The organism is Streptomyces sp. NPDC034111, from assembly GCF_055575375.1.
The window spans coordinates 101987-125317 of sequence record NZ_JBVIST010000012.1; the positions used below are offsets into that span (position 1 = coordinate 101987).

Annotated in this window: 22 protein-coding genes; 13 read left to right on the plus strand and 9 right to left on the minus strand. The window is 73.1% G+C overall.

Annotation, left to right across the window (positions count from 1 at the left end; translation table 11 throughout):
- Nucleotides 1-62: 62 nt before the first annotated feature.
- On the minus strand, nt 63-1331 hold the full coding sequence (locus ACZ55A_RS24875; protein ID WP_468843993.1) for a type ISP restriction/modification enzyme: 1269 nt from the start codon (nt 1329-1331) through the stop codon (nt 63-65).
- Between the two features lie 248 nt (nt 1332-1579).
- Here ACZ55A_RS24875 and ACZ55A_RS24880 point away from each other — a divergent pair, with 248 nt between their 5' ends.
- A complete protein-coding gene (locus ACZ55A_RS24880) occupies nt 1580-2971 on the plus strand; it encodes an MFS transporter (protein WP_468843995.1) in 1392 nt (463 codons plus the stop codon).
- A gap of 52 nt (nt 2972-3023) precedes the next feature.
- Here the strand turns inward: ACZ55A_RS24880 and ACZ55A_RS24885 are convergent, their stop codons facing one another.
- Nucleotides 3024-3773: a GntR family transcriptional regulator gene (locus ACZ55A_RS24885; protein ID WP_468843997.1), complete on the minus strand. Its 750-nt coding sequence runs from the start codon at nt 3771-3773 to the stop codon at nt 3024-3026.
- 16 nt (nt 3774-3789) lie between these two features.
- Nucleotides 3790-5145, minus strand: a complete 1356-nt coding sequence (hmgA, locus tag ACZ55A_RS24890; protein ID WP_468843999.1) for a homogentisate 1,2-dioxygenase — start codon at nt 5143-5145, stop codon at nt 3790-3792.
- A gap of 183 nt (nt 5146-5328) precedes the next feature.
- Here hmgA and ACZ55A_RS24895 point away from each other — a divergent pair, with 183 nt between their 5' ends.
- The 6 genes from ACZ55A_RS24895 to ACZ55A_RS24920 all read left to right on the plus strand — a co-directional run bounded on the left by ACZ55A_RS24895 (nt 5329) and on the right by ACZ55A_RS24920 (nt 13713).
- Nucleotides 5329-5952, plus strand: a complete 624-nt coding sequence (locus ACZ55A_RS24895; RefSeq protein WP_468844234.1) for a TetR/AcrR family transcriptional regulator — start codon at nt 5329-5331, stop codon at nt 5950-5952.
- Between the two features lie 109 nt (nt 5953-6061).
- On the plus strand, nt 6062-8287 hold the full coding sequence (locus ACZ55A_RS24900) for a molybdopterin-dependent oxidoreductase (protein WP_468844001.1): 2226 nt from the start codon (nt 6062-6064) through the stop codon (nt 8285-8287).
- Between the two features lie 133 nt (nt 8288-8420).
- Nucleotides 8421-9863: a CitMHS family transporter gene (locus ACZ55A_RS24905; protein ID WP_468844003.1), complete on the plus strand. Its 1443-nt coding sequence runs from the start codon at nt 8421-8423 to the stop codon at nt 9861-9863.
- Between the two features lie 226 nt (nt 9864-10089).
- Complete coding sequence (locus ACZ55A_RS24910) at nt 10090-10986, plus strand: NAD(P)-dependent oxidoreductase (RefSeq protein ID WP_468844005.1); 897 nt, start codon at nt 10090-10092, stop codon at nt 10984-10986.
- A gap of 132 nt (nt 10987-11118) precedes the next feature.
- Nucleotides 11119-12513: an aldehyde dehydrogenase family protein gene (locus ACZ55A_RS24915; RefSeq protein WP_468844007.1), complete on the plus strand. Its 1395-nt coding sequence runs from the start codon at nt 11119-11121 to the stop codon at nt 12511-12513.
- A 99-nt stretch (nt 12514-12612) separates the two neighbouring features.
- The gene (locus ACZ55A_RS24920; protein WP_468844010.1) at nt 12613-13713 is read left to right on the plus strand and encodes a Zn-dependent alcohol dehydrogenase; all 1101 of its coding nucleotides are present in this window, start codon (nt 12613-12615) and stop codon (nt 13711-13713) included.
- A gap of 9 nt (nt 13714-13722) precedes the next feature.
- Here the strand turns inward: ACZ55A_RS24920 and ACZ55A_RS24925 are convergent, their stop codons facing one another.
- Nucleotides 13723-14379 carry a TetR/AcrR family transcriptional regulator gene (locus ACZ55A_RS24925; RefSeq protein WP_468844012.1) on the minus strand — a complete coding sequence of 219 codons (657 nt, stop codon included), beginning with the start codon at nt 14377-14379 and terminating at the stop codon, nt 13723-13725.
- 78 nt (nt 14380-14457) lie between these two features.
- Here ACZ55A_RS24925 and ACZ55A_RS24930 point away from each other — a divergent pair, with 78 nt between their 5' ends.
- Nucleotides 14458-15618, plus strand: coding sequence for an acyl-CoA dehydrogenase family protein (locus tag ACZ55A_RS24930; protein WP_468844015.1), 1161 nt, complete (start codon nt 14458-14460; stop codon nt 15616-15618).
- A 127-nt stretch (nt 15619-15745) separates the two neighbouring features.
- The gene (locus ACZ55A_RS24935; protein ID WP_468844017.1) at nt 15746-16411 is read left to right on the plus strand and encodes a TetR/AcrR family transcriptional regulator; all 666 of its coding nucleotides are present in this window, start codon (nt 15746-15748) and stop codon (nt 16409-16411) included.
- A 4-nt stretch (nt 16412-16415) separates the two neighbouring features.
- On the opposite strand, the gene ACZ55A_RS24940 is transcribed toward ACZ55A_RS24935, so the two are convergent.
- A complete protein-coding gene (locus tag ACZ55A_RS24940; RefSeq protein ID WP_468844020.1) occupies nt 16416-16877 on the minus strand; it encodes a MaoC family dehydratase in 462 nt (153 codons plus the stop codon).
- Nucleotides 16878-17015: 138 nt separating this feature from the next.
- Here ACZ55A_RS24940 and soxR point away from each other — a divergent pair, with 138 nt between their 5' ends.
- Nucleotides 17016-17504 (plus strand): redox-sensitive transcriptional activator SoxR, encoded by a 489-nt coding sequence (soxR, locus tag ACZ55A_RS24945; RefSeq protein ID WP_468844022.1) that lies wholly within the window; start codon nt 17016-17018, stop codon nt 17502-17504.
- Between the two features lie 118 nt (nt 17505-17622).
- Here soxR and ACZ55A_RS24950 read toward each other — a convergent pair whose 3' ends face one another.
- The gene (locus ACZ55A_RS24950; RefSeq protein ID WP_468844025.1) at nt 17623-19065 is read right to left on the minus strand and encodes an amidase; all 1443 of its coding nucleotides are present in this window, start codon (nt 19063-19065) and stop codon (nt 17623-17625) included.
- Nucleotides 19066-19382: 317 nt separating this feature from the next.
- Nucleotides 19383-20060: a type III effector protein gene (locus ACZ55A_RS24955; protein WP_468844027.1), complete on the minus strand. Its 678-nt coding sequence runs from the start codon at nt 20058-20060 to the stop codon at nt 19383-19385.
- 128 nt (nt 20061-20188) lie between these two features.
- Between ACZ55A_RS24955 and ACZ55A_RS24960 the strand changes: the two genes are divergently transcribed.
- The 3 genes from ACZ55A_RS24960 to ACZ55A_RS24970 all read left to right on the plus strand — a co-directional run bounded on the left by ACZ55A_RS24960 (nt 20189) and on the right by ACZ55A_RS24970 (nt 21749).
- Nucleotides 20189-20623, plus strand: a complete 435-nt coding sequence (locus ACZ55A_RS24960; protein ID WP_468844030.1) for an Hsp20/alpha crystallin family protein — start codon at nt 20189-20191, stop codon at nt 20621-20623.
- Nucleotides 20624-20724: 101 nt separating this feature from the next.
- Nucleotides 20725-21147, plus strand: a complete 423-nt coding sequence (locus tag ACZ55A_RS24965) for a DUF2267 domain-containing protein (RefSeq protein WP_468844032.1) — start codon at nt 20725-20727, stop codon at nt 21145-21147.
- A gap of 206 nt (nt 21148-21353) precedes the next feature.
- Nucleotides 21354-21749: a DUF2267 domain-containing protein gene (locus tag ACZ55A_RS24970; RefSeq protein WP_468844035.1), complete on the plus strand. Its 396-nt coding sequence runs from the start codon at nt 21354-21356 to the stop codon at nt 21747-21749.
- Here the strand turns inward: ACZ55A_RS24970 and ACZ55A_RS24975 are convergent.
- The gene (locus ACZ55A_RS24975; protein WP_468844037.1) at nt 21733-22458 is read right to left on the minus strand and encodes a 3-keto-5-aminohexanoate cleavage protein; all 726 of its coding nucleotides are present in this window, start codon (nt 22456-22458) and stop codon (nt 21733-21735) included. The two genes, ACZ55A_RS24970 and ACZ55A_RS24975, sit on opposite strands and share 17 nt — an antisense overlap.
- Nucleotides 22459-22526: 68 nt before the next feature.
- Nucleotides 22527-23129, minus strand: a complete 603-nt coding sequence (locus ACZ55A_RS24980; RefSeq protein ID WP_468844040.1) for a hypothetical protein — start codon at nt 23127-23129, stop codon at nt 22527-22529.
- Between the last annotated feature and the right edge of the window lie 202 nt (nt 23130-23331).

The window sequence follows — 23331 nt, forward strand, 5'->3', positions numbered from 1 at the left end:
GTTTTTTCGTTGGTGGTGGTGCTGGAGTGGTGGGTGTGGTGGTCGCCGTCCCGAGGAACAGGTCACAGCAGCGCGAACTGCCCCTCCGGGCCCTCCTCGTGGTGGTCGAGGACGGAGGCCGGGCGGCGGGCGGAGAGCGGCGCCGGAAGGATGCCGGCCGCGCGCAGCTCGTGCGCCGTCAGCTGGGGCGCGTCCGCCGTGGCGCGGACCAACTCCTCGCGCTCCGGCTCCAGTTCGGCCAGCAGGGCCAGTACGGTGATCAGCTCCAGCAGCTCCGAGGTCCACTCCTGGAGCCAGTCCGCCGGGCGCACCGCCGCCAGCGAACCGGCCTCGGGCGGCGCCGTCCCGTCCGCCGGCGTCCCCGCACGCGCCGCGAACCACGCCTCCAGCACGCGTACCCCGCCCGCGTGGAAGTCCCAGGCCCCCGCCGGAACCGGTGAGATCCGGCCGCAGCCGAGGAGCAGCGCCTCCTCCTCCGGGTCGTAGGCCAGGGCCGGCGGCAGCCCGCGGGCGGGCAGCGCGGAGCGGACGTACGGGCGGCGGCCGCCAGGCATCCGCGGCCGCTCCCCGGAGGCGCCGCCGGCGGCCGGCCCGCGCCCGGGTGCGTAGGCGCCCCGGGTGGCGAGCCAGAGCAGCCGTTCGCCGAGCGCGACCCCGCGCTCCCAGACCTCCGGTCCTGCGGTGAGCGGCACCGTGACCCCGTCGGGGGAGTGCAGGGCGCTCGCCGCGGTCCAGGCGAGCAGCTCCGTCGGGCGCACCGGGCGGTCCAGCCGGCGGGCGAGCAGGGCGAGCAGACCCGGTGCGAGGTTCGGCTCCTGGCCGCCGGGACGCCGGTAGAGCGGATGGATCCGCCCCGGACGGCCGGCCGGTGAGCGGCCGTCGGGCAGCAGCGCGGAGCACACCACCGCCGGGCCCGGTCCCTGCCCGGCCTCGCCCCACTCCACCGCGTACAGCTGCCGTTCGTCCGCCACCCGCCACAGCTCGGGGCGGGCCGCATCGATCAGCCGGTGGTCGGGCAGCAGCCACTGCCGGTCGAACGGGCCGTGCAGGATCCGCACCGGCTCGGGGCACGGCCCGCAGGCCCGGTGGAGCCGCCCGGTCGGCGTGGCCTGTCCCGGCAGCTGGCCGACCGCGGAGTACAGGGTCCGGGCGCGGGACGGCCGGAACAGCCGCTCACGGGCCGCCGCGTCCCCGGCGTCCACCAGCGCCTTCCACCGGGTGCGCAGGGTGGCCGGATCCGTGGCCCGCACCCAGGTACGGCCGAGCCGCAGCGGCGCCACGGACCACGGCATGAGATCGGACAGCCGTGGCGCGTCCTGCTTCGCCGTCACGCGGAGCCCCTCCCGGACCGTTCGGTTCGACCCCGGCATGGTAGCCGCGCGCCTCGGCGCCGTACCGAATCCGCGGTCCGCGGTCCTCCCTTCGGGGCGGCGGACGAGGCGGTCTTCCGCTTGCTGATCTTGAAGGAGTACGGTCCTGGCCGTACGCCCGACGGCACGGTGCGGACGCCGCTCCTCCGCTACGCCTGAACAGCGCGGGGGATCCCCATCGCGCCGGACCTGCTCAGGGGAGGACCGCGATGAAGGACACCACCTCCTCCACGCCTGAACGGCGCGGGGGCACCCTGACCGGCAACCGGGTCGCCGCCCGGCTGGACCGGCTGCCACCGTCCCGGTGGCACCGCCGGATCACCCTCATCGTCGGCATCGGTGCCTTCTTCGACCTCTATGAGATCTTCCTCGGCGGAGTGCTCGCCGCGGTCCTCGCCGAACAGTGGGACCTCGGGCCCACCGCGAAGTCCTGGGTGATCGCCGCCGGCTTCCTCGGGATGTTCGCCGGCGCGAACGTGCTGTCGGTGCTCGCCGACCGGCTGGGGCGGCGCCGGATGTTCCTCGTCAACCTCGGCGGCTACTCGCTCTTCTCACTGCTGTGCGCCGCCGCCCCGGATCTGTGGTGGCTGCTGGCCCTGCGCTTCCTGGCCGGGCTGGGGCTCGGGGCCGAACTCGTGCTGGTGGACACCTATCTCGCGGAGTTCCTGCCCCGGGCGGTACGCGGCCGCTACCTCGCCTGGGCGTACACCCTGGGGTTCGTCGGGGTGCCGGTCGCTGCGCTGCTCGGTGCCCGGCTGGTCGCCGCCCACCAGCCGCTGGGCATCGAGGGCTGGCGCTGGCTGCTGGTCGCCGGTGCGCTGGGAGCCGCGATCATCCAGCTGGGTCGCCGCCAACTCCCGGAATCTCCACGGTGGTTGACGGTCCAGGGGCGCGGCGAGGAGGCCGAACGGATCGTGGCGGGGCTGGAGGAGCGGGTGGCCCGGGAGACCGGGGGCAGTCTGCCGTCCGTACCGGAGGCGGAGACCGTTGTGGAACGGAAGGTGCCGCTGGGCGAGATGTTCCGCGGCGACCACCGGCGGCGGACCGTCATGTGGTGGATCTTCCAGGTGCTCCAGACCGTCGGCTACTACGGCTTCGGATCGCTGGCGCCGGTGGTGCTGACCGCGAAGGGCCACACCGTCACCGAGTCGCTGCTGTACGCGGCGCTGAGCTTCTGCGGCTATCCGCTCGGCTCCGCGCTCTCCGTCCCGCTGATCGACCGGATCGAGCGCCGCACCCTGATCATCGCCTCGGCGCTCGGCATCGCCGGCTGCGGTACGGCCTTCGGGTTCGCCACCGCGACCTGGGCGATCGTCACCTTCGGCTTCCTGCTGACGGTGTGCAGCAATGTCTTCTCCAACGCCTTCCACGTCTACCAGACCGAACTCTTCCCGACCGGGCTGCGCAGCAGCGCGATCGGCATCGCCTACTCGCTGTCCCGGCTCACCTCGGTCGCGCTGCCGTTCGTGGCGCTGAGCGTGCTCCACCACCTCGGGGCGGCCGCGGTGTTCACCGGCTCCGCCGGGCTGATGCTGCTGCTGTGCCTGGACGTGGCGCTGCTGGGGCCGCGCACCACGGGGCGCAGCCTGGAACGTATCTGACGCATCTGACGTATCTGACGCATCCGGCGCACTGCGCCTGCCGGCGGGCGGGTCAGTGCGCGTCCAGGGTGACCGTGAAGGAGAAGCGGTCGCCGCGGTAGTGGATCCGGGCGACATCGACCGCCCGGCCGTCCTCGTCGTAGGTGACGCCCGTGTAGTGCAGGATCGGGCTGAGCAGCGGGACCGCCAGCAGCCGGGCGGTCTCCGGGTCGGCCAGCCGGGCCTCGACGGTGTCGGTGATCCGGCTGATCCGTACGCCCACCGCGTCCCGCAGCACCTTCGTCATCGGCCAGCGCAGCAGATCCGACGGGTCGATCCGCGCGGCGACATCGGGCCGTACGTAATTGCGCGCGTGGTTGGTCGGCTCACCGGTCGCCTCGTCGCTGCGCAGCCGGGTGTAGCCCGTCACCTCCGTCAACTGCGGGAAGTGCTCGGACAGTTCGGCCGGCACCGCGGTCGGGCCGTGGTCCAGCAGCTCGGTGCGCATCCCGGACTGCTGGGCCACGATCGCGTCCACCGAGCCGAGCAGCCGCACCGGCGCACCGCGCTGGGCACTCGGCTCGATGAACGTGCCGCGGCGCCGGTGCCGGCTGATCAGGCCCTCCGTCTCCAGCTCCTTGAGGGCCTGCCGCATGGTCAGCACGCTCACGCCGTAGTGCGCGGCGAGCGCGTCCTCGGTGGGCAGCCGCAGCGGCGCCTCGGGGGAGCGGCCCAGTATGGAGGCGCGCAGCGACTGCGAGACCTGGTACCACAGCGGCAGCTTGCGGTTCAGGTCGAGCGAGTCGGGAGCGAAGGTGGTCACGGCGGGTTCCCCGGTGTCACAGGCGGAAATGGCGCTGGAGACCCTGCCATACGTCGTCGTAGCCGCGCTGGAGATGCCCGGCGTCCTGGGCCTGCGGGGTGAGCGTCAGCGGCCAGCGGGTCTCGAACATGAAGGCCAGCCCGTCGTCGATCTTCTGCGGCGCGAGCTCGGCGGCGCTCGCCTTGTCGAAGGTCTCCCGGTCGGGACCGTGCGCCGACATCATGTTGTGCAGCGAGCCGCCGCCCGGGACGAAGCCCCCTTCTCCGGCGGCCTTCGCGTCGTAGGCGCCCTCGATCAGGCCCATGTACTCGGTCATCACATTGCGGTGGAAGTACGGCGGCCGGAAGGTGTCCTCGCCGACCAGCCAGCGCGGCGCGAACACCACGAAGTCCACGCCGGCCAGCCCCGGAGTGTCGGTGGGGGAGGTGAGCACGGTGAAGATCGACGGGTCGGGGTGGTCGTAGCTGATCGAGCCGATGACGTTGAAGCGGCGCAGGTCGTAGACGTACGGCACATGGTTGCCGTGCCAGGCGACGACATCCAGCGGCGAGTGGTCGTAGGTCGCGGTCCAGAGGTTCCCGCAGAACTTGTTGACGACCTCGACGGGGCCCTCGACGTCCTCGTAGGCGGCGACCGGTGCCCGGAAGTCCCGGGGGTTGGCCAGGCCGTTGGCGCCGATCGGGCCGAGGTCGGGGAGCTGGAACGGCCGGCCGTAGTTCTCGCAGACATAGCCGCGGGCGCTCGGGCTCTGCCCGTCGGACCCAGCGTCCAGCAGCTCGACGCGGAAGCGTACGCCGCGCGGGATCAGCGCCACCTCGCCCGGTTCGGCGCGCAGCAGGCCGAGTTCGGTGCGCAGCAGCAGTCCGCCCTGCTCCGGCACGATCAGCAGCTCGCCGTCCGCGTTACTGAACACCCTGCGGTCCATGGAGGTGTTGGCGTGGTACAGGTGGACGGCCATGCCGGTGCGCTGCGCCGCATCGCCGTTGCCGCCCAGCGTCCACAGGCCGTCCAGGAAGTCCGCCGGGCCCTCGGGGGCGGGCAGCGGGTCCCAGCGCAGCCGGTTGGGGTCGGGGGTGGCTTCGTTGAACGGCGCCGAGCGCAGCGCACGCTGTCCGGCGCGGACGAACGGCGGGTGGGCGGCCGACGGGCGGATGCGGTAGAGCCAGGAGCGGTGGTTGGTCCCGCGTGGTTCGGTGAACGCCGATCCGCTCAGCTGCTCGGCGTACAGCCCGAGGGGTGCCCGCTGCGGGGAGTTGCGGCCCACCGGCAGCGCTCCGGGGACGGCCTCCGAGCTGTGCTCGTTGCCGAAGCCGGTGCTGTACACCAGCGCCTCGGCCGTCTTCCTCGCCTGCTCGTTGCCCGTGCCTGCCATCGCGCGCTCCCGCCGCTCAAGGAATCCTATGCAAGACCTTAGGATTGCCGTGGAGTGCCGTCAACGGAAGACTCCCGGCCAGGCCGGCCGGCCCGGCCGAACGGTGCCGGGTGCGCCGGCGGTCCGTGGGGCAGGCAGGATGGTCGGGTGCAACAGCAGACCCGCCACCCCGCCCAGCCGGCCATGCCGCTCCGCCGCGCGCCTGTCCAGCAGCGCAGCGCCCAGCGCCTGGCCCGGATCCTCGACGCCTGTGCCGAAGTGCTGGAGGAGACCGGATACGAGGACCTGAGCACCCGCACGGTGGCCGGCCGCGCCGGTGTCCCCATCGGCTCGGTCTACCGCTTCTTCCCCAACAAGCGCGCCATGGCCGAGGCGCTCGCCCAGCGCAACCTCGACGCCTACGCGGACCACATCACCGTCCGGCTGACCGCCCAGGTCGACGAGCCGCTGGAGTGGCGGCGGGCGATGGACGTGGTGGTCGACGAGTACCTCGCCATGAAGCGGACGGTGCCGGGCTTCGCCCTGGTCGAGTTCACCGTCCCCGCGCCCCGCGAGTCCCGGCAGGCCAACTACCTGGTCGCCGACCGGCTGCTCTCGCTCTTCGCCGGACGGCTCGGGCTGGACCCGGCCGACGAGCGGCTGCGGACCGCCTTCCTGATCGGCGTCGAGACGGCCGATGCGCTGCTCCAGCTCGCCTTCCGCACGGACCCGGCCGGTGACCCGGCCATCATCGCCGAGACCAAACAGCTGCTGCGGGCCTATCTGGCGCGCTATCTGGACGGTGAGGGGGCCGGCCAGGACGGGTGACGCCGGCCGTCGCCGGCGGATTTCCGTCGGAGGGCTGCCCTCATGCCTACCGGTCGGTATGGTCGGACGGTACGCAGCCCGCCGCCGGCACCGTCCCCGGGAGGGACCGATGACCCGTACCGCCCTGCGCATCTGCCCGCTCTGCGAGGCCACCTGCGGGCTGACCGTCACCCTCGACGGCGACCGGATCACCGCCGTCCGCGGTGACCGGGACGACGTCTTCAGCAAGGGCTTCCTCTGCCCCAAGGGCGCGTCCTTCGGCGAGCTGGACAACGACCCCGACCGGCTCACCCGCCCCCTGGTCCGGCGCGGCGGACAGCTCACCGAGGCCACCTGGGACGAGGCGTTCGCCGCCGTCCAGGCCGGACTGCGCCCGGTCATCGAGGCACACGGCCCCGATGCCGTCGCCGTGGTGCTCGGCAACCCCAATGTGCACACCGTCGCCGGCGCCCTCTACCCGCCCGTGCTGCTCGCCGGGCTGCGCTCGCGCAGCGTCTTCACCGCCTCCACCGTCGACCAGATGCCCAAACACGTCTCCAGCGGACTGCTCTACGGCGACCCGCTGGCCATCCCGGTACCGGACCTGGACCGCACCGACCACCTGCTGGTCATCGGCGCCAACCCGATGGACTCCAACGGGAGTCTGTGCACCGCGCCCGACTTCCCCGGCCGGCTCAGGGCGCTGCGCCGCCGCGGCGGACGGCTGACCGTCATCGATCCGCGGCGCACCCGCACGGCCGCGCTCGCCGACGCACACCTGGCGATCCGGCCCGGTACCGATGCGCTGCTGCTCTTCGCGCTGGTGCGGGTGCTCTTCGAGGAGGGGCTGGTGGACGTGGGGGAGCGGGCCGGGCACCTCGTACAGCTCGACGAGGTCGAGCGGCTGGCGGCGGACTTCACGCCCGAGGCGGTCGCCGGGCCGTGCGACATACCCGCCGAGCGGATCCGGCGGCTGGCCCGCGAGCTGGCCGCCGCCCCGAGCGCCGCGGTGTACGGCCGGATCGGCTCCACCACCGTCGAATTCGGCACGCTCACCAGCTGGCTGGTGGACGTCATCGCCGTCCTCACCGGGAACTTCGACCGCCCCGGCGGCATCATGTTCCCGCTCTCCGCCACCGGCGCAGCGCCCCGCCCGCCGAAGCCCGGCCGCGGCTTCGCGCTGGGCCGCTGGCGCAGCAGGGTCTCCGGTCACCCCGAGGCGAAGTCCGAACTGCCCATCGTGGCGCTGGCCGAGGAGATCGACACCCCCGGCGAGGGCCGCGTCCGGGCCGCCGTCGCCGTCGCGGCCAACCCCGTGCTGTCCGTCCCGGACGGCGACCGGCTCGATGCCGCGCTCGCCTCCCTCGACTTCATGGTGAGCGTCGACCCGTACCTCAACGAGACCTCCCGGCACGCCGATGTCGTGCTGCCGCCGCCCCCGCCCTCCCGCAGTGCGCACTTCGACCACGCCTTCAATGCCCTGGCGGTGCGCAACCAGGTCCGCTACACCCGGCCGGTGCTGCCGCTCGCCGACGGACAGCCCGACGAGTGCGAGATCCACGCCCGGCTGATCCTCTGCCTGGGCGGCCAGGACGGGGCGGACCCGGACCTGGTGGACGCCATGGTGATCGACACCGCGCTGGGCAAGGCCGTCGCCGACCCGCACTCCCCGGTGCACGGACGTCAACCAGCCGATCTGGCACGGGAGTTGACGGGACTGACCGGTGCCGAGCGGCGGCTGGACATGATGCTGCGGCTCGGCCCGTACGGCGACGGCTTCGGGGCCGACCCCGACGGGCTCTCGCTGGCCCGGCTGCTGGATCACCCGCACGGGATCGACCTCGGCCCGCTCACCCCGCGCGTCCCGGCCGTCCTGCGGACCCCCAGCGGCGCGGTCGAACTGTGCCCCGAACCGATCGCCGCCGAGGCGGCCCGGCTGCGCGGCCGGCTCGGCGCCGCCCCCGACGGGGTGCTGCTCATCGGCCGCCGCCACCTGCGCTCCAACAACAGCTGGCTGCACAACGTCCCGGCCCTCATGGGCGGCAGCAACCGCTGCACCCTCCAGGTCCACCCGGACGACGCGGCGCGGCTGGAACTCACCGACGGCGGACTGGCACATCTGAAGGGGGACGGCGGTGAGCTCCAGGTGCCGGTCGAGATCACCGACGCCGTCCGCCCGGGCGTGGTGAGCCTGCCGCACGGCTGGGGCCACAACCGGCCCGGAACCCGGCTCGGGGTGGCCGGCGCCGACCCCGGCGTCAACGTCAACCAGCTCAACGCCGGCCGGCTGCTGGACCCGCTCTCGGGCACCGCGGTGCTCAACGCACTGCCCGTATCGCTCACGCCGGTCCGCTGAGATCCGTATTGACCTGGGGTTTTGCTCGTATTGCTCGCGCGTCAAGACCTTGTTAACAAAAGTTTGCGGGACCTAACGTCACCCCAACCGCCACCCCCGGCAGATGTTCAAGGGCGAACGTGAGGTACCCCTAATGCTGACAATCCTCGGATTTGTCATGATCGCCACCTTCCTGGTGCTGATCATGATGAAGAAGATGTCACCGATGGCAGCGCTCGTGCTGATCCCCGCGCTGTTCTGCGTCCTGGTGGGCCAGGGCGCACACCTGGGCGACTACGTCATCAAGGGCATCGGCGACCTGGCGCCGACGGCCGCGATGCTGATGTTCGCCATCATCTACTTCGGGGTGATGATCGACGTCGGGCTCTTCGACCCGATCGTCCGCGGCATCCTGAGGTTCTGCAAGGCCGACCCGGTGCGCGTGGTGGTCGGCACCGCGCTGCTCGCGGCGATCGTCTCGCTCGACGGCGACGGCTCCACCACCTTCATGATCACCGTCTCCGCGCTCTACCCGCTCTACAAGCGGCTGAAGATGAGCCTGGTCGTGATGACCGGCGTCACCGCCACCGCCAACGGCGTGATGAACACCCTCCCGTGGGGCGGCCCGACCGCCCGCGCCGCCACCGCGCTCAAGCTCGACGCCGGCGACATCTTCGTCCCGATGATCCCGGCACTGGCCGTCGGTCTGGTCGCGGTCTTCGCCCTCGCGTACGTCCTCGGCCGCCGCGAGCGCAAGCGGCTGGGCGTACTGACCCTCGGCGAGACCCGGGTGGTCACCGAGACCGTCGAGGAGAAGGAGACCGAGCAGGTCCTGGTCGGCGCGGGCGCCGGCACCAAGGGCGGCGCCCCGGCCGCCGCACGGACCGCCACCGGCGGTCCGGCGGGCACCGGTTCCGACGGCAGCGGCGCCGACGACGGCAGCCAGGAGCCGGACCTCCAGGGCCTGGACCCCCACCGCGCCACCCTGCGCCCCAGGCTCTACTGGTTCAACGCCGCGCTCACCGCCGCGCTGCTCACCCTGCTGATCCTCCAGACCCTGCCGATCCCGGTCCTCTTCCTGCTCGGCGCGGCCATCGCCCTGACCGTCAACTTCCCGCAGATGAAGGACCAGAAGGCCCGCATCGCCGCACACGCCGAGAACGTCCTCAACGTCTCCGGCATGGTCTTCGCCGCCGCGGTCTTCACCGGTGTGCTCACCGGCACCGGCATGGTCGAGCACATGGCCCGCTGGCTGGTCGCCGGCGTCCCCGACGCGCTCGGCCCGCACATGGGCATCGTCACCGGCATCCTGAGCATCCCGCTGACGTACTTCATGTCCAACGACGGCTTCTACTTCGGCATCGTGCCGATCCTCGCCGAGGCCGGCGCCGCCCACGGGGTGGCCCCGATCGAGATCGCCCGCGCCTCCCTCGTGGGCCAGGCGCTGCACATGTCCAGCCCCCTGGTCCCCGCCGTGTACGTCCTCGTCGGCATGGCCAAGGTCGAGTTCGGCGACCACACCAGGTTCACCGTCAAGTGGGCCGCCCTGACCTCGCTGGTGGTCCTGGGCGCCGGGCTGCTCTTCGGCATCATCTAGCCGGCTGCGACGCCCAGGTCCCCTGAGCCCCCTGAGCCCCCACCCCGAGGTCCCCCGAGCCGTTCCGGCACGGGGGACTTCCGGGTTCCGCACCTCCGGGCTCCCCAGGTCCGCCCGAAGGGACCGTAAGCACACCCGAAGGGAACCGTAAGCGCCGGTCGGCAGGGTGGTGTGCACAGCGGGCCCGGTGGTCGACCGGGCCCGGCGGACCTACGGAGAGCACACCATGAGCAGCGCGAACGACGCCCGCACCCCCGTCACTGTCCTCGGCCTCGGCGCCATGGGGCGCGCACTGGCCGGGGCCTTCCTCCGGGCCGGGCACCCCACCACGGTCTGGAACCGCACCCCCGGCAGGGACCGGGAACTGGTCGAACGCGGCGCGGTCCGTGCGGACACGGTGGCCGAGGCGGTGGCCGCCGCCCCCCTGGTGATCGTGTGCGTGCTGGACTACGCGGCGGCCCGGGCGATCCTGGAGCCGGCCGGCGCACAGCTGTCCGGCCGGGTGCTGGTCAACCTCACCTCCGACACCCCCGAGCGTGCCCGGGACGCCGCGGCCTGGGCCGCCGGGCAGGGCATCGGCTACCTCGACGGCTCGATCATGGTGCCGACGCCCGTCATCGGGCAGCCCGCGGCGACCATCCTCTACAGCGGCTCGCGGGAGGCGTTCGAGACGTACGGGCCGACGCTGAAGGCGCTGGGCGGCCAGGCGCCCTACCTCGGCGAGGACCACGGCCGGGCGGCGGTCTTCGACCTCTCCCTGCTCGGCTTCTTCTACTCGGCGATGGCCGGGCTGATGCACGCCTTCGCCCTGTCCGGGGCCGAGGGCGTGCCCGCCGGGGAGTTCGCGCCGTTCACCGGGACGATCGTGGACATCCTGCCGGCGCTCGCGGCGGGCATGGCCGAGGACCTGGACCGCGGGGTCTACTCCGGCGACCAGGACAACATCGTCATGGAGGCGGCGGGCCTCGCGCACATCATCGAGGCGGCCGCGGCCCGCGGCCTCAACACCGAGGTGCTCACCGCGGTCAAGGGCCTCGTGGACCGGACCATCGCCGCCGGCCACGGCAATGCGGGATTCGTCAGTGTCATCGAGGAGATGCGCAAGGCGTCCGCCAAAGGCTGACCGGGGCGGGCTCTTCTAGGCTCGTGAGGGGCGCCCGCCGCGAGGAGGGCTCCCTGGCGGCACAAAACTACCGGCGCTAGTTTGGAGCCTGTCCTCGGAGCGGACGTCCATCAGCCACGGAGGGACCACGACGTGAAGCAGCACGACGCGATGTACATCGACGGAAGCTGGCGGCCCGCCGAGGGCAGCGGCACGATCGAGGTCGTCGACCCGGCCACCGAACGGGTCATCGCCACCGTCCCGGCCGGTTCCGCGGCCGATGTGGACGCCGCCGTACGCGCCGCCCGCGCCGCCCTCCCCGGCTGGGCCGCCACCCCGCCGGCGGAACGCGCCGACCGGCTGGCCGCGCTGCGCGACCAGCTCGTGGCGCGGACCGAGGAGATCGCCGAAACCGTCACCGCCGAGCTCGGGGCACCGCTCGCCTTCAGCAGGGCCGTGCACGCCGGGGTGCCGGTCGCGGTCTGCGGCTCGTACGCCGAACTGGCCCGTACGTACGCCTTCGAGGAGCGGATCGGCAGCTCCACCGTGCTGCTCGAACCGGTCGGCGTGGTCGGTGCGATCACGCCCTGGAACTATCCGCTGCACCAGATCGTCGCCAAGGCCGCCCCGGCGCTGGCGGCCGGCTGCACGATGGTGCTCAAGCCCGCCGAGGACACCCCGCTGGTGGCCCAGCTGTTCGCCGAGTGCGTCGACGCGGCCGGGATACCCGCCGGGGTGTTCAATCTGGTCACCGGCCTCGGCCCGGACGCCGGCCAGGCGCTCGCCGGGCACGAGGGGGTCGATCTGGTCTCCTTCACCGGCTCCACCGCCGTCGGCCGGCGGATCGGCGCGCTGGCCGGCGCCGCGGTCCGGCGGGTGGCGCTGGAGCTGGGCGGCAAGTCCGCCAACGTCATCCTGCCCAGCGCCGACCTCGCCAAGGCGGTCGGCGTCGGCGTCGCCAACGTCATGGCCAACTCCGGCCAGACGTGCAGCGCCTGGACCCGGATGCTGGTCCACAAGGACCGTTACGAGGAAGCCGTCGAGCTGGCGGCCGCCGCGACCGCCAAGTACGTGCCCGGTGAACGGCTCGGCCCGCTGGTCAACGCCCGGCAGCGGGACCGGGTGCGCGGCTACATCGAGCAGGGCATCGCCCAGGGCGCGCAGGTCGTCGCCGGCGGCCCGGAGGCCCCGTCGGAGACCGGCTACTACGTCCGGCCGACCGTCTTCGCCGAGGTCACCCCGGACATGACCATCGCCCAGGAGGAGATCTTCGGCCCGGTGCTGTCGGTCCTGCGCTACGAGGACGAGGACGACGCCGCCCGGATCGCCAACGGCACCGTCTACGGTCTGGCCGGCGCCGTCTGGGCGGGCGACGAGGCGGAGGCGGTCGCCTTCGCCCGGCGCCTCGACACCGGGCAGGTCGACATCAACGGCGGTCGCTTCAACCCCCTCGCCCCCTTCGGCGGTTACAAGCAGTCCGGCATCGGCCGGGAGCTGGGCCCGCACGGTCTGGCCGAGTATCTGCACACCAAGTCGCTCCAGTTCTGACCCGGTCGCGCGGCGGGCGGGCCCAGGCGGCCCCCTCGCCGCGCGGCCGCCCCGCCCCGCTCTCCGCCTCCCGCACCGCCCCGCCTCCAAGGAGACCCCGTGGTCCGCGCCGCCGTACTGCCCGCCGTCAACGCCCCGCTGAAGGTCACCGAGATCGACCTGCCCGACCCCGGCCCCGGGCAGGTCCGGATCCGGCTCGCCGCCGCCGGCGTCTGCCACTCCGACCTCTCGCTGTCCAACGGCACGCTGCGCCAGCCCGTCCCGGCCGTCCTCGGTCACGAGGGCGCGGGCACCGTCACCGCGGTCGGACCCGACGTCACCACAGTGGCCCCCGGCGACCCCGTCGTCCTCAACTGGGCGCCGTCCTGCGGGGACTGCCACTTCTGCGGACTCGACGAGCCCTGGCTGTGCGCCAACTCCGGCCTCGCCGCGAACGCGCCGTACGCCACGCTGGCCGCCGGTGCCGGTGAGCTCTACCCGGGCCTGGGCACCGCCGCCTTCGCCGAGGAGACGGTGGTGCCCGCGCACGCCGCGCTGCCGCTGCCGGCCGGGGTGCCGCTCGCCGACGCCGCACTGCTCGGCTGTGCGGTGCTCACCGGCTGGGGCGCCGTGCACCACAGCGCCGCGGTGCGCGCGGGGGAGTCGGTGGTGGTCTTCGGCGTCGGCGGGGTGGGCCTGGCCACGCTCCAGGCGGCCCGGATCGCCGGTGCGGGGCCGATCGTCGCGGTGGACGTCTCCCCGGCGAAGGAGGAGCTGGCCCGTGCGGCGGGCGCCACCGACTTCGTGGTCGCCGACGGGCCCGCGTTCTTCGAGAAGGACGGCGCCAAGCGGATCCGCAAGCTCACCGGGGGCGTCGGCGCCGATGTCGCCATCGAGTGCGTGGGCCGCGCCGACACCATCCGTACGGCCTGGTCGGCCACCCGGCGCGGCGGCCGGACCACGGTCGTCGGCATCGGCGGCCAGGACCAGCAGGTCTCCTTCTCCGCCCTGGAGCTCTTCTACTTCGGCCGGACCCTCTCCGGCTGCGTCTACGGCAACAGCGACCCGGCCCGCGACCTCCCCGTCATCGCCGAACACATCCGCTCCGGTGCCCTGGACCTCTCCATGCTGGTCACCGACCGCATCGGCCTCGACGACATCCCGGCCGCCTTCGACGCGATGCTGGCGGGGAAGGGCGGGCGGGCGCTGGTGGTCTTCTAGGGGTGTCGTCTAGGGGGCGCCGGGCGCCGGGGTGAGGTCCGGGTGCTGGAGGGACAGGCCGTCCACGAGGGCCCGCAGGCCGGTTTCGAAGGCGCCCTCGTCCACCTGGCGTTGATGCTCCGCCAGGCGGTGCGCCTGGCCCAGGTGCGGGTAGTCGGCGGGGTCGTAGGCGCTCGGGTCGTCCACGAAGCCGCGGGCGAACGAGCCCAGCGCGGAGCCCGCGACGAAGTAGCGGACCATCGCGCAGACCCGGGTGGCCTGCGCGGGCGGCCAGCCCGCCCCGACCATGCCGCCGAACGCCGCATCGGCCATCCTCAGCCCGGCCGGGCGGCGGCCCGGGCCCTGGGCGAGGTACGGCACGATGTGCGGATGCGCGGCCAGCGCCGCGCGGTAGGAGCGGGCCCAGCCGAGCAGCCCGGTGCGCCAGTCGCCCTGTTCGAACGCCGACACATCGACCTTGGCGATGACCGTGTCGGCGACCGCGTCGAGGATCTCGTCCTTGGTCGTGAAGTGGTTGTAGAGGGACGGCCCGCTGACCCCCAGCTCCGCCGCCAGCCGCCGGGTGGAGAGCGCCGCCAGCCCCTCGGCGTCGATCAGCTCCAGCGCCGTGGAGACGATGCGCTCGCGGCTCAGCAGGGGCTTGCGGGGTCGGGCCATGCCGCACATAGTAGAGGCTGCCCAGCGAAAACTAGCAGTGCTAATTAATCGTCCGCGGCGCTGCTGTCGTCCACGAGGGGGGCCGGGATGGATCTGGAGCTGACCGCGGAGCAGACCGCGGTACGGCAGCTCGCCAAGGACTTCGTCGACCGCGAGGTCGCGCCGTACGCCGCCGCCTGGGACCGCGCGGAGCAGGTCGACCGCGGCATCGTGCGCAAGCTCGGTGACCTCGGCTTCCTGGGGCTGACCGTCCCCGAGGAGTACGGCGGCTCCGGCGGCGATCATCTCTCCTACGTCCTGGTGACCGAGGAGCTGGGCCGCGGCGACTCCTCGGTGCGCGGCATCGTCTCGGTCTCCCTGGGGCTGGTGGCCAAGACGATCGCCTCCTGGGGCGACGAGCGCCAGAAGAGGGAGTGGCTGCCGCGGCTCACCTCCGGCGAGGCGGTCGGCTGCTTCGCCCTGACCGAGCCCGGCACCGGCTCCGACGCCGCGGGCCTCGCCACCCGGGCGGTCCGCGACGGCGGCCCCGACGGGGACTGGGTCATCGACGGCGCCAAGATGTTCATCACCAACGGCACCTGGGCCGATGTCGTACTGCTCTTCGCCCGCACCGGCGACGCCCCCGGCCACCGGGGCATCAGCGCCTTCCTGGTCCCTGCCGACAGTCCCGGCCTGGCGCGCCGCGAGATCCACGGGAAGCTGGGGCTGCGCGGCCAGGCCACCGCCGAGCTGGTCCTGGACGGCGTACGGGTGCCCTCCTCCGCCCTGCTCGGCCCCGCCGGCAAGGGCTTCTCGGTGGCGATGTCCGCCCTGGCCAAGGGGCGGATGTCGGTCGCGGCCGGCTGCGTGGGCATCGCCCAGGCCGCGCTGGACGCCGCGGTCGGCTACGCCGGTCAGCGCGAGCAGTTCGGCAAGCCCCTCGCGCGCCACCAGCTGGTGCAGGAGCTGATCAGCGATATCGCGGTGGATGTGGAGGCGGCGCGGCTGCTGACCTGGCGGGTGGCCGATCTGATCGAGCGCGGCGAGCCGTTCGCGACCGCCGCGTCCCAGGCCAAGCTGTTCGCCTCGGAGGCCGCGGTGCGCGCCGCCAACAACGCCCTCCAGGTCTTCGGCGGCTATGGCTATATCGACGAGTACCCGGTCGGCAAGCTGCTGCGGGACGCCCGGGTGATGACCCTGTACGAGGGCACCAGCCAGATCCAGAAGCTGCTCATCGGCCGCGCGCTGACCGGGGTCTCCGCCTTCTGACCCGCCCGTCGGGCGCCGGTCGGCCCGGCCGCCCGCCGGACAGCCCCTAAGCGCTTGCTCAGTGGCGCGGTATGGTGTTCGATCCGTCAGGGGAACGTCCCTGGCGGATCGAGGAGCGGGGTACGCGATGGGTGCGGCGGCACAGCAGGCTGCGGAGGAGAACGAGGAGTGGGCCGGGGTCACCCCGGATGCCGCCCGGCGGCTGGTCGGCGCCGCCGTCGAGGCGTTCGCCGAGCGCGGCTACCACGCCACCACCACCCGCGACATCGCCGGCCGGGCCGGGATGAGTCCGGCCGCCCTCTACATCCACTACAAGACCAAGGAAGAGCTGCTGTACCGCATCAGCGGCATCGGCCACGAGAAGGCGCTGCGCATCATGGGCGCCGCCGCGGAGGCCGGCGGCACGGCCACCGAGCGGCTGCGCGATGCGGTCCGCACCTTCGCCCGCTGGCACGCCGAGCACCACACCACCGCGCGGGTCATCCAGTACGAGCTCCAGGCGCTGAGCCCGGAACACCTCGACGAGATCACCGGGCTGCGCCGCCGGACCGACCGGCTGCTGCGGCAGATCATCCAGGACGGCGCGGACACCGGGGAGTTCCGGGTCGACGACGTACCGGGCACCACCCTCGCGGTGCTGTCGCTGTGCGTGGACGTTGCCCGCTGGTTCTCCGCGGACGGCCGGCGCACGCCCGACGAGGTCGGCACGCTCTATGCCGACCTCGTCCTGCGCATGGTGGGCGCACCGCCGGGCGCCGCTGCCGGGGCGGGCCCCGCTGCCGGCAGCGGCTGACCGGCTACAGATAGAAGCGGCTGACCGACTCCGCCACGCACACCGGCTTGTCGCCGCCCTCCCGCTCGATCGTCACGACCGTGGTGAGCTGCACTCCGCCCTTGACCTCGGCGACCTCCGCGAGCCTGGCGGTGGCGCGCAGCCGCGAGCCGACCGGCACGGTGGCGGGGAAGCGCACCTTGTTCGTGCCGTAGTTGATCCCCATCGTCACGCCGTCGACCCGCATCAGCTGCGGTACGAGGGCGGGCAGCAGCGACAGCGTCAGATACCCGTGCGCGATGGTGGTGCCGAAGGGGCCGGCCGCCGCCTTCTCCGGGTCCACATGGATCCACTGGTGATCGCCGGTGGCGTCGGCGAACAGATCGATCCGCTTCTGGTCGACCTCCAGCCAGTCGCTGGGGCCCAGCTCCGCGCCGACCGCGGCCCGCAGCTCGTCGAGCGATCCGAACACTCGGGGCTCTGCCATCTCCGTCTGCCTCCTTGGGATCCGTCCGTCATCTGCACCGGCCGCACGCTTACTAAGCGCTTGCTCAGGATGCTGAGTGCGGGCACCCGCTGTCAACGGCTGCGGAGATCGGGAAGAGGAGCGCCTAGGGTTGAAGGCGTGCCCCAGCTTCCGTACAAGGTCCATGAACTCACCGTCGGCCAGCTCTCCGCGCGTAGCGGCGCCGCGGTCTCCGCGCTGCACTTCTACGAGTCCAAAGGGCTGATCAGCAGCACCCGGACGGCCGGCAACCAGCGCCGCTACACCCGCGACGCGCTGCGCCGGGTCGCCTTCGTGCGGGCGGCGCAGCGGGTCGGGATCCCGCTCGCGGTGATCCGCGACGCACTGGCGGAGCTGCCGGACGAGCGCACCCCCAACCGCGACGACTGGGCCCGGCTGTCCCAGGTCTGGCGCTCCGAACTGGACGAGCGGATCAGCCAACTCGTCGAACTGCGCGACCGGTTGACCGACTGCATCGGCTGCGGCTGCCTCTCGCTGGAGAGGTGCGCCCTGTCCAACCCGTACGACAACCTCGGCGAGCAGGGCCCCGGCGCCCGGCGGCTGCGGGTCGACCGGGGCGCCAAGGACCCGGAGTGCACGGGGGAGTGAGCGCCGCGGCCCGGCGGTGAGCGCGGCGCCCCGGCAGTCGGTGGGCGTGGCGCCCCGGCAGCCGGTGGGCGTGGCGCGCCCGCCCCGGTGCGGGACGGGCGCGCGCCCTACGGTCCGCTCACCACACCGCCGGCTTGCGGGCCAGCCACGGGCGGGCCTGCTCCAGCTGCGCGGACAGCGCGATCAGGGTGGCCTCGTCGCCGTACCGCGCGGCCAGCATCACCCCGATCGGCAGGCCCTCGGCGTTCCACTGCAGCGGGACGTTCACCGCAGGCTGTCCGGTGGCGTTGTAGAGCGCGGTGAACGGGGTGAAGGCCCCCATGGCGGCGAACTCGGCCTGAAGGTCGGTGTCGTTGCGCAGCCCGCCGACCGCCGGCGGGGGCGCGGCCAGGGTCGGCGAGAGGATCACGTCGTAGCCGGTGCCCGCCGGCATCAGACGGTCGGCGATCGACTGGGCGAGCGCACGGAAGGTGTACACCGAGCGGGCGAAGTCGGTGCCCGGCACCTCGGCGCCCCGGCGGCGCAGATACCGGGTGAGCGGCATCAGCAGCTCCTCGCCCTCCGCCGGCACCGGGCGGATCGCGGCCAGGACGGACCAGACGCGGGTGAAGGCGTGCAGGACCGCGCCGTCGGGCGGCAGCGTCAGCTCCTCGACGTCATGGCCGAGTCCGGTCAGCAGCGCCGCGGTGTCGGCGGCCGCCGTACGGCAGTCGGGGTGCACCGCTACGTCGGGGTCGGGGGCCTGGGCCAGCCAGGCGATCCGCAGCCGGCCGGGGTCGCGCAGCGCGTACGAGGCGAAGGTCTCGCCCGGCGGCAGCGAGGGCGCCGTGTACGGGTCGCCGGGCATGGTGCCGGCCATGACGTCCAGCAGGGCGGCCGCATCGGCGACCGTACGGGCCAGCGGGCCGGAGGTGGTCAGGCCGGTGACGTCGTGCAGCAGCGGGCCGCCGCTGATCCGGCCGCGGCTGGGCTTGATGCCGTACAGCCCGCACACCGACGCCGGGATCCGGATCGAGCCGCCGCCGTCGCTGGCGTGCGCGAGGGGCGCCAGCCCGCCGGCCACCGCCGCGGCCGCCCCGCCACTGGAGCCGCCCGCCGAGCGGGAGAGGTCCCAGGGGGTGCGGGCGGGGGGTGCGACGCCGTTCTCGGTGTAGCAGGGCAGCCCGAATTCAGGGGTGTTGGTCTTGCCGAGCAGGATCGTGCCGCCCGCGCGCAGCTTGGTCACCACATGGTCGTCGACGGCCGGCACCTGCCCTTCCAGCGCCCGTGAGCCCATCGTGCAGCGCACCCCGGCGACCTGGTTGAGGTCCTTCACCGGCACCGGAACGCCGTGCAGCGGCGGGAGTTCGCGGCCCTCGCGACGGGCCGCGCCGGCCTCGCTCTCGGCCTCCGCAGCCTGCTTGCGGGCGATCTCCGGGGTGCGGGTGAGGAAGGCGCCCAGGGTGTCGTCGAGCCGGTCGATCCGCGCCAGGTAGTGCTCGGTGAGCTCGACGGGGGAGAGCTCACCGGACCGGATCCCCTCGGCCTGTTCGAGCGCGGTCAGATCGTGCAGTTCGGCCATGGACGTCCACCCTCTCCTACGGGCGCCCGCGCGGCCCTGCTGCCGCACGGGCTGAAGGGCCGACGTCCGCCCGGTGCGAGGCGGGTGGGTGGCGGCCCTGAACCGTTGTTTCAGTTTCCGGGCGCGTTCGTAAAGGCCGTACCGAGGCGGGAGGGTGACGCACAGCCATACGAGGACGAGGGGGCAGCGCGCCGGGTGGTGCGGTGCCCCCTCGGACGGTGGGAAGGAGGGCCCGGGGCCGTACCGGGCGGGGGTCGCCGGGACGGCGAGGATGGCCGGAATCCGTCCGGGGCCTGGTGCGCCGTCCGCGGTGGGCCTCAGGAGGTGCGGCGCGCGTCGTCGCTGTTCCGGCGGAGCTGAGCGGTGTGGCGGGTGATGGCGTCGATGCGGGTGGCGAGGTCGGGGTGGTGCTTGTGCAGATGCGGCCGGGCCTCGGCCAGCGGGCCGACCAGGTTGGCGGCGTCGTTGTCGGCGAGTGCCCGGCCGAGGTGGTCGAGGGGACCGCGGGCGGTGGCGGGCAGGTCGGTCAGGGCGGTGATCTGGCCGGCGAGCCGGCGCAGTTCGGCGGCGTTGTGGCGGGCCCAGGCGGTGACGCTGCGGTCCGCGGCGCGCCGGTCCCGGGTGGCCTTGACGCGCTGTTCGCCGGTGGTGTCGGCGGCCCCCGGGCGCAGGCGCAGATAGCGGCGTTCGGCGGCCTGGCGGCTGGCGACGCCGAGCGGATGCGCCAGGTCTGCCCAGCTGGCGCCCGCCTGGCGGGCCGCCTCGATCAGGCCCGTCTCCCAGCCCGCCAGCTTCTCGCGCACCTCGCGCAGCAGCAGCAGGGAGGCCAGCGCCTGCTCGGGTCCGTCGCCGGCCGGCGGATCGGTGGCCGCTTCCGTGGCGTGCGCGGCGCGTACGGCCCGGTCGATCGCCTCCAGTGCCGCGGCGGCGGCGAGGAAGGAGGCCGGGGTGGGCTGCGGGTCCTGGGGCGGGGCGGACTGGTGGGGCGCGGTCACCGTGGTCTCCTCCGATCTTGTCACCCTTTGGATGACTTCTTCGTTTGTCATCGAATGGATGACATGATACAACGGTGTCAGGTGAAGCGCATTGGCAGTAGTGCCCGACTCACTGGAGGTGTTTTGCGATGTTGATGCGCACCGACCCGTTCCGCGAGCTCGACCGGCTCACCCAGCAGCTCCTGGGTACGTCCGGCACCTGGTCCCGGCCCTCCCCGATGCCGATGGACGCCTATCGCGACGGTGACGAGTATGTGATGGCCCTCGACCTGCCCGGTGTCTCGCCGGACGCGATCGACATCGATGTCGAGCGGAACATGCTGACCGTCAAGGCCGAGCGCAGGCCGGTCGCCAAGGGCGACGATGTGCAGGTGGAGCTGTCCGAGCGCCCGCTGGGCGTCTTCTCCCGCCAGGTCGTGCTGGCCGACACGCTCGACACGGAGCACATCAAGGCCGACTACGAGGCAGGTGTGCTGACCCTGCGCATCCCGATCGCCGAGCGTGCCAAGCCCCGCAAGATCGCCATCGGCGGGGACGCGAAGCACAAGCAGATCAGCGGCTGACCGAGCCGCGCCCGCAACGGCGGAGGACGGGGAAGTGACCTCCCCTCCCCTTCGGCCCCGTCCTCCGCGCTCCGGAGAAGAAGGGGGAACGAGCGGTGTCCATGCGATGGGAGGTGTTCCTGGACCGGGTCCAGGAACGTGGCGAATACGGCACACAGCAGGAGGCGGAGCGGGCGGCCCGGGTCGTCCTGGCGCTGCTGGGTGCCCATCTGGTCGGCGAAGAGCGGGCCGAGCTGGCCGCCCGGCTGCCCGAGGAGTGCGCCCTGATCCTGCTCAACCCGCTACAGGCCGCCGAGCCGTTGTCCCCCGAACGGTTTGTGCGCGCCACCGCGGCCTGGATCGAGGGAGCCACCGAGGAGACCGCCAAGTGGGATACCGGCGCCGTGCTCAGTGTGGTCGCGGACGCCGCGGGCGAGGAGCTGATGCGCCGCCTGCTGCTCCAGCTCCCACCGGGCTACGACCTGCTCTTCGGCGCCCCCGTCCGGCTTGACGCGCAGAGTGCACCGGGCGCGGGGCATGGGTGAACCAGAGCCTTGCGTCCGGCCGCATCACCGAACCGTGTTACCGAGAACCACCACCCTTCAGGGCCCGTCAACCGGGCCCTTCACAAAGCCCTCCTGAAGCACCTTGAGAAATCCGTCAAGAGGCCCTTCAGGAGGGCCCGTTGAGGAGAAAGGCGACCACTCCACCGATGTTCACCCCGTCCGAACCGGTACGGCCCGCACCGGGCATGACATTCCCTCAGATGCTGGAACGCGTACGGTACGAAGGGGCGTACCCCACCCGCGAGCGGGCCGAGGAAGTCGTCCGCGGGGTACTGGCGGCACTCGGCCGGCAGATCACCGGCGACGAACGCGTCGATCTCGCGGCCCGCCTGCCCGTCGAGGCGGCCCGGGTCTTCACCGCCCAGATCCCCGACACCGAACAGCTCACCGGCTGGGGCTTCGTGAAGGACCTCGCCGAGCGCACCGGCGGCACACCGGCCACCGCGCGCTGGGACACCGGGGCGGTCCTGACGACCGTGGCCCAGCTCGCCGGTCCCGAACTCCTCACCCGTATCCTCGCCTCTCTCCCCTCCGGGTACGCCCTGCTGTTCGGCCGCGCCGAACTCACCCGGGCAGCCTGAGCGCCACCGCCGCCCGCACCAGCTGGGCGTTGCCGGCGGCCGGGCGCCCGTCGGGGAGCAGCAGGGTGTCCTCAAGGCCTATCCGGGTGTCCAGGGCCAGTTCCCGGGCCAGTTGCAGCACCGGCCAGGCGCTGCGGTCCGTGCCGTGCAGCAGCACCGGGCGGCCGTGCCCGGCCGCGGCCAGTGTGGCCAGCAGCTCCCGGGCCGTGCTGCGGGCGGACGCGGCGTCGGCGTCGCGGTCGGTCACTTCGGCCAGGACCCGCAGCACCCGGTGCGCCAGCGGTGAGCGGAGGAACAGCTCCGGGGCGTCCGTGCCCGACCAGAGGCCGGCCTCGATGCCGACACCGCGCTTCAGGAGGGTGGCGGCGACCTCCTCGGCGCCCGGCTCATGCCAGTTCACCGAGGCGTAGTCGGGCAGCACCGTCCAGGACCCGATCTGTTCGGCCCTGCGGAGGGGATCCGGCTCGACCCAGGCACCGGTCGTCACGCCTATCGGGACGTCCACCGCCGCCCGGACGGCTTCGACGGTGGGGCCGACCACGTGCGGCGAGAGCGACTCACTGCCGCACGGGGCCTTCGGGTGGACATGGACCTCCTCGGCGCCGGCCGCCACCGCCTGCCGCGCCGCCTCGGCGAGCGCGGCAGGCGACATCGGCACGGCAGCCGAATCGGCCGCGGTACGGGGGCCGTTGAGACATACCTGAATCATGCACCCAGCATCGCATCAGGGTCTGACAACGGACCGTGCTGCGGTGTTCCCGCCCGCGGCCGGGCCGCTCAGGCGGCCGCGAACCGGGCGTGGGCCGCGGCCGTCAGCGCCTCGGGTGCCAGCACCGCGACCGGGGGCAGCACTCCGCACTGCCGGCAGGCGGGCCCGGACGCCGCGACGTCCGTGGTCTCGGGAAGCCAGGCGAAGCGGGTGCAGCCGCACACCGGGCAGTCCCGGCGCGGCCGCCCCGACTCCATCGCCGTGATCATGCTGTGCAGCACCACCGCGAGGCGTGCCGCCGGGTGCCGTTGCGGAGATTCGCACGGCACGATGTCACAGCCGCCCCAGGTCCGGCGGTGCCAGTCGTCGAGCGCGCTGGGCTGCCGGATGCCGTCGTGCTTCTCCTTGCGGCGCCGGGCGGCGAACTCCTCCTCGTACGCGAGCCAGAGGCTACGGGCCTCCTCGAGCTCGGTGAGCGCGGCGATCAGCCGCTCCGGGTCAGGGTTGCGGTCCTGGGGTGCCATACCGGCCCGGGTGCACAGGTGGTGCCAGGTCGCCCGGTGCCCGTAAGGGGCGAAGCGTTCCAGGCATTTGCGCAGGGCGGTGCGCCGCTGAGCTGCGACGAGTCGTGGATTGCGGACCTGTTCTGCGAGGGCTCTGAAACCGGCCATTTCATCCCACCTCCGTGGGGAGGACCCGACGTGGACGGGGGTGGGACGTAACCGATCACCAGCTGGATCCACCGAACTTATGTGCGGTTCGGCTGACGGTCCCTCCGGAGGGTGCTCCGCGGTGCCGGGCGGACGTCTGTGGGGAATTGGCAAACATGACTGTTGTTCATCTTCCGGTGAGGGATAACCGCCGGTAACGTCC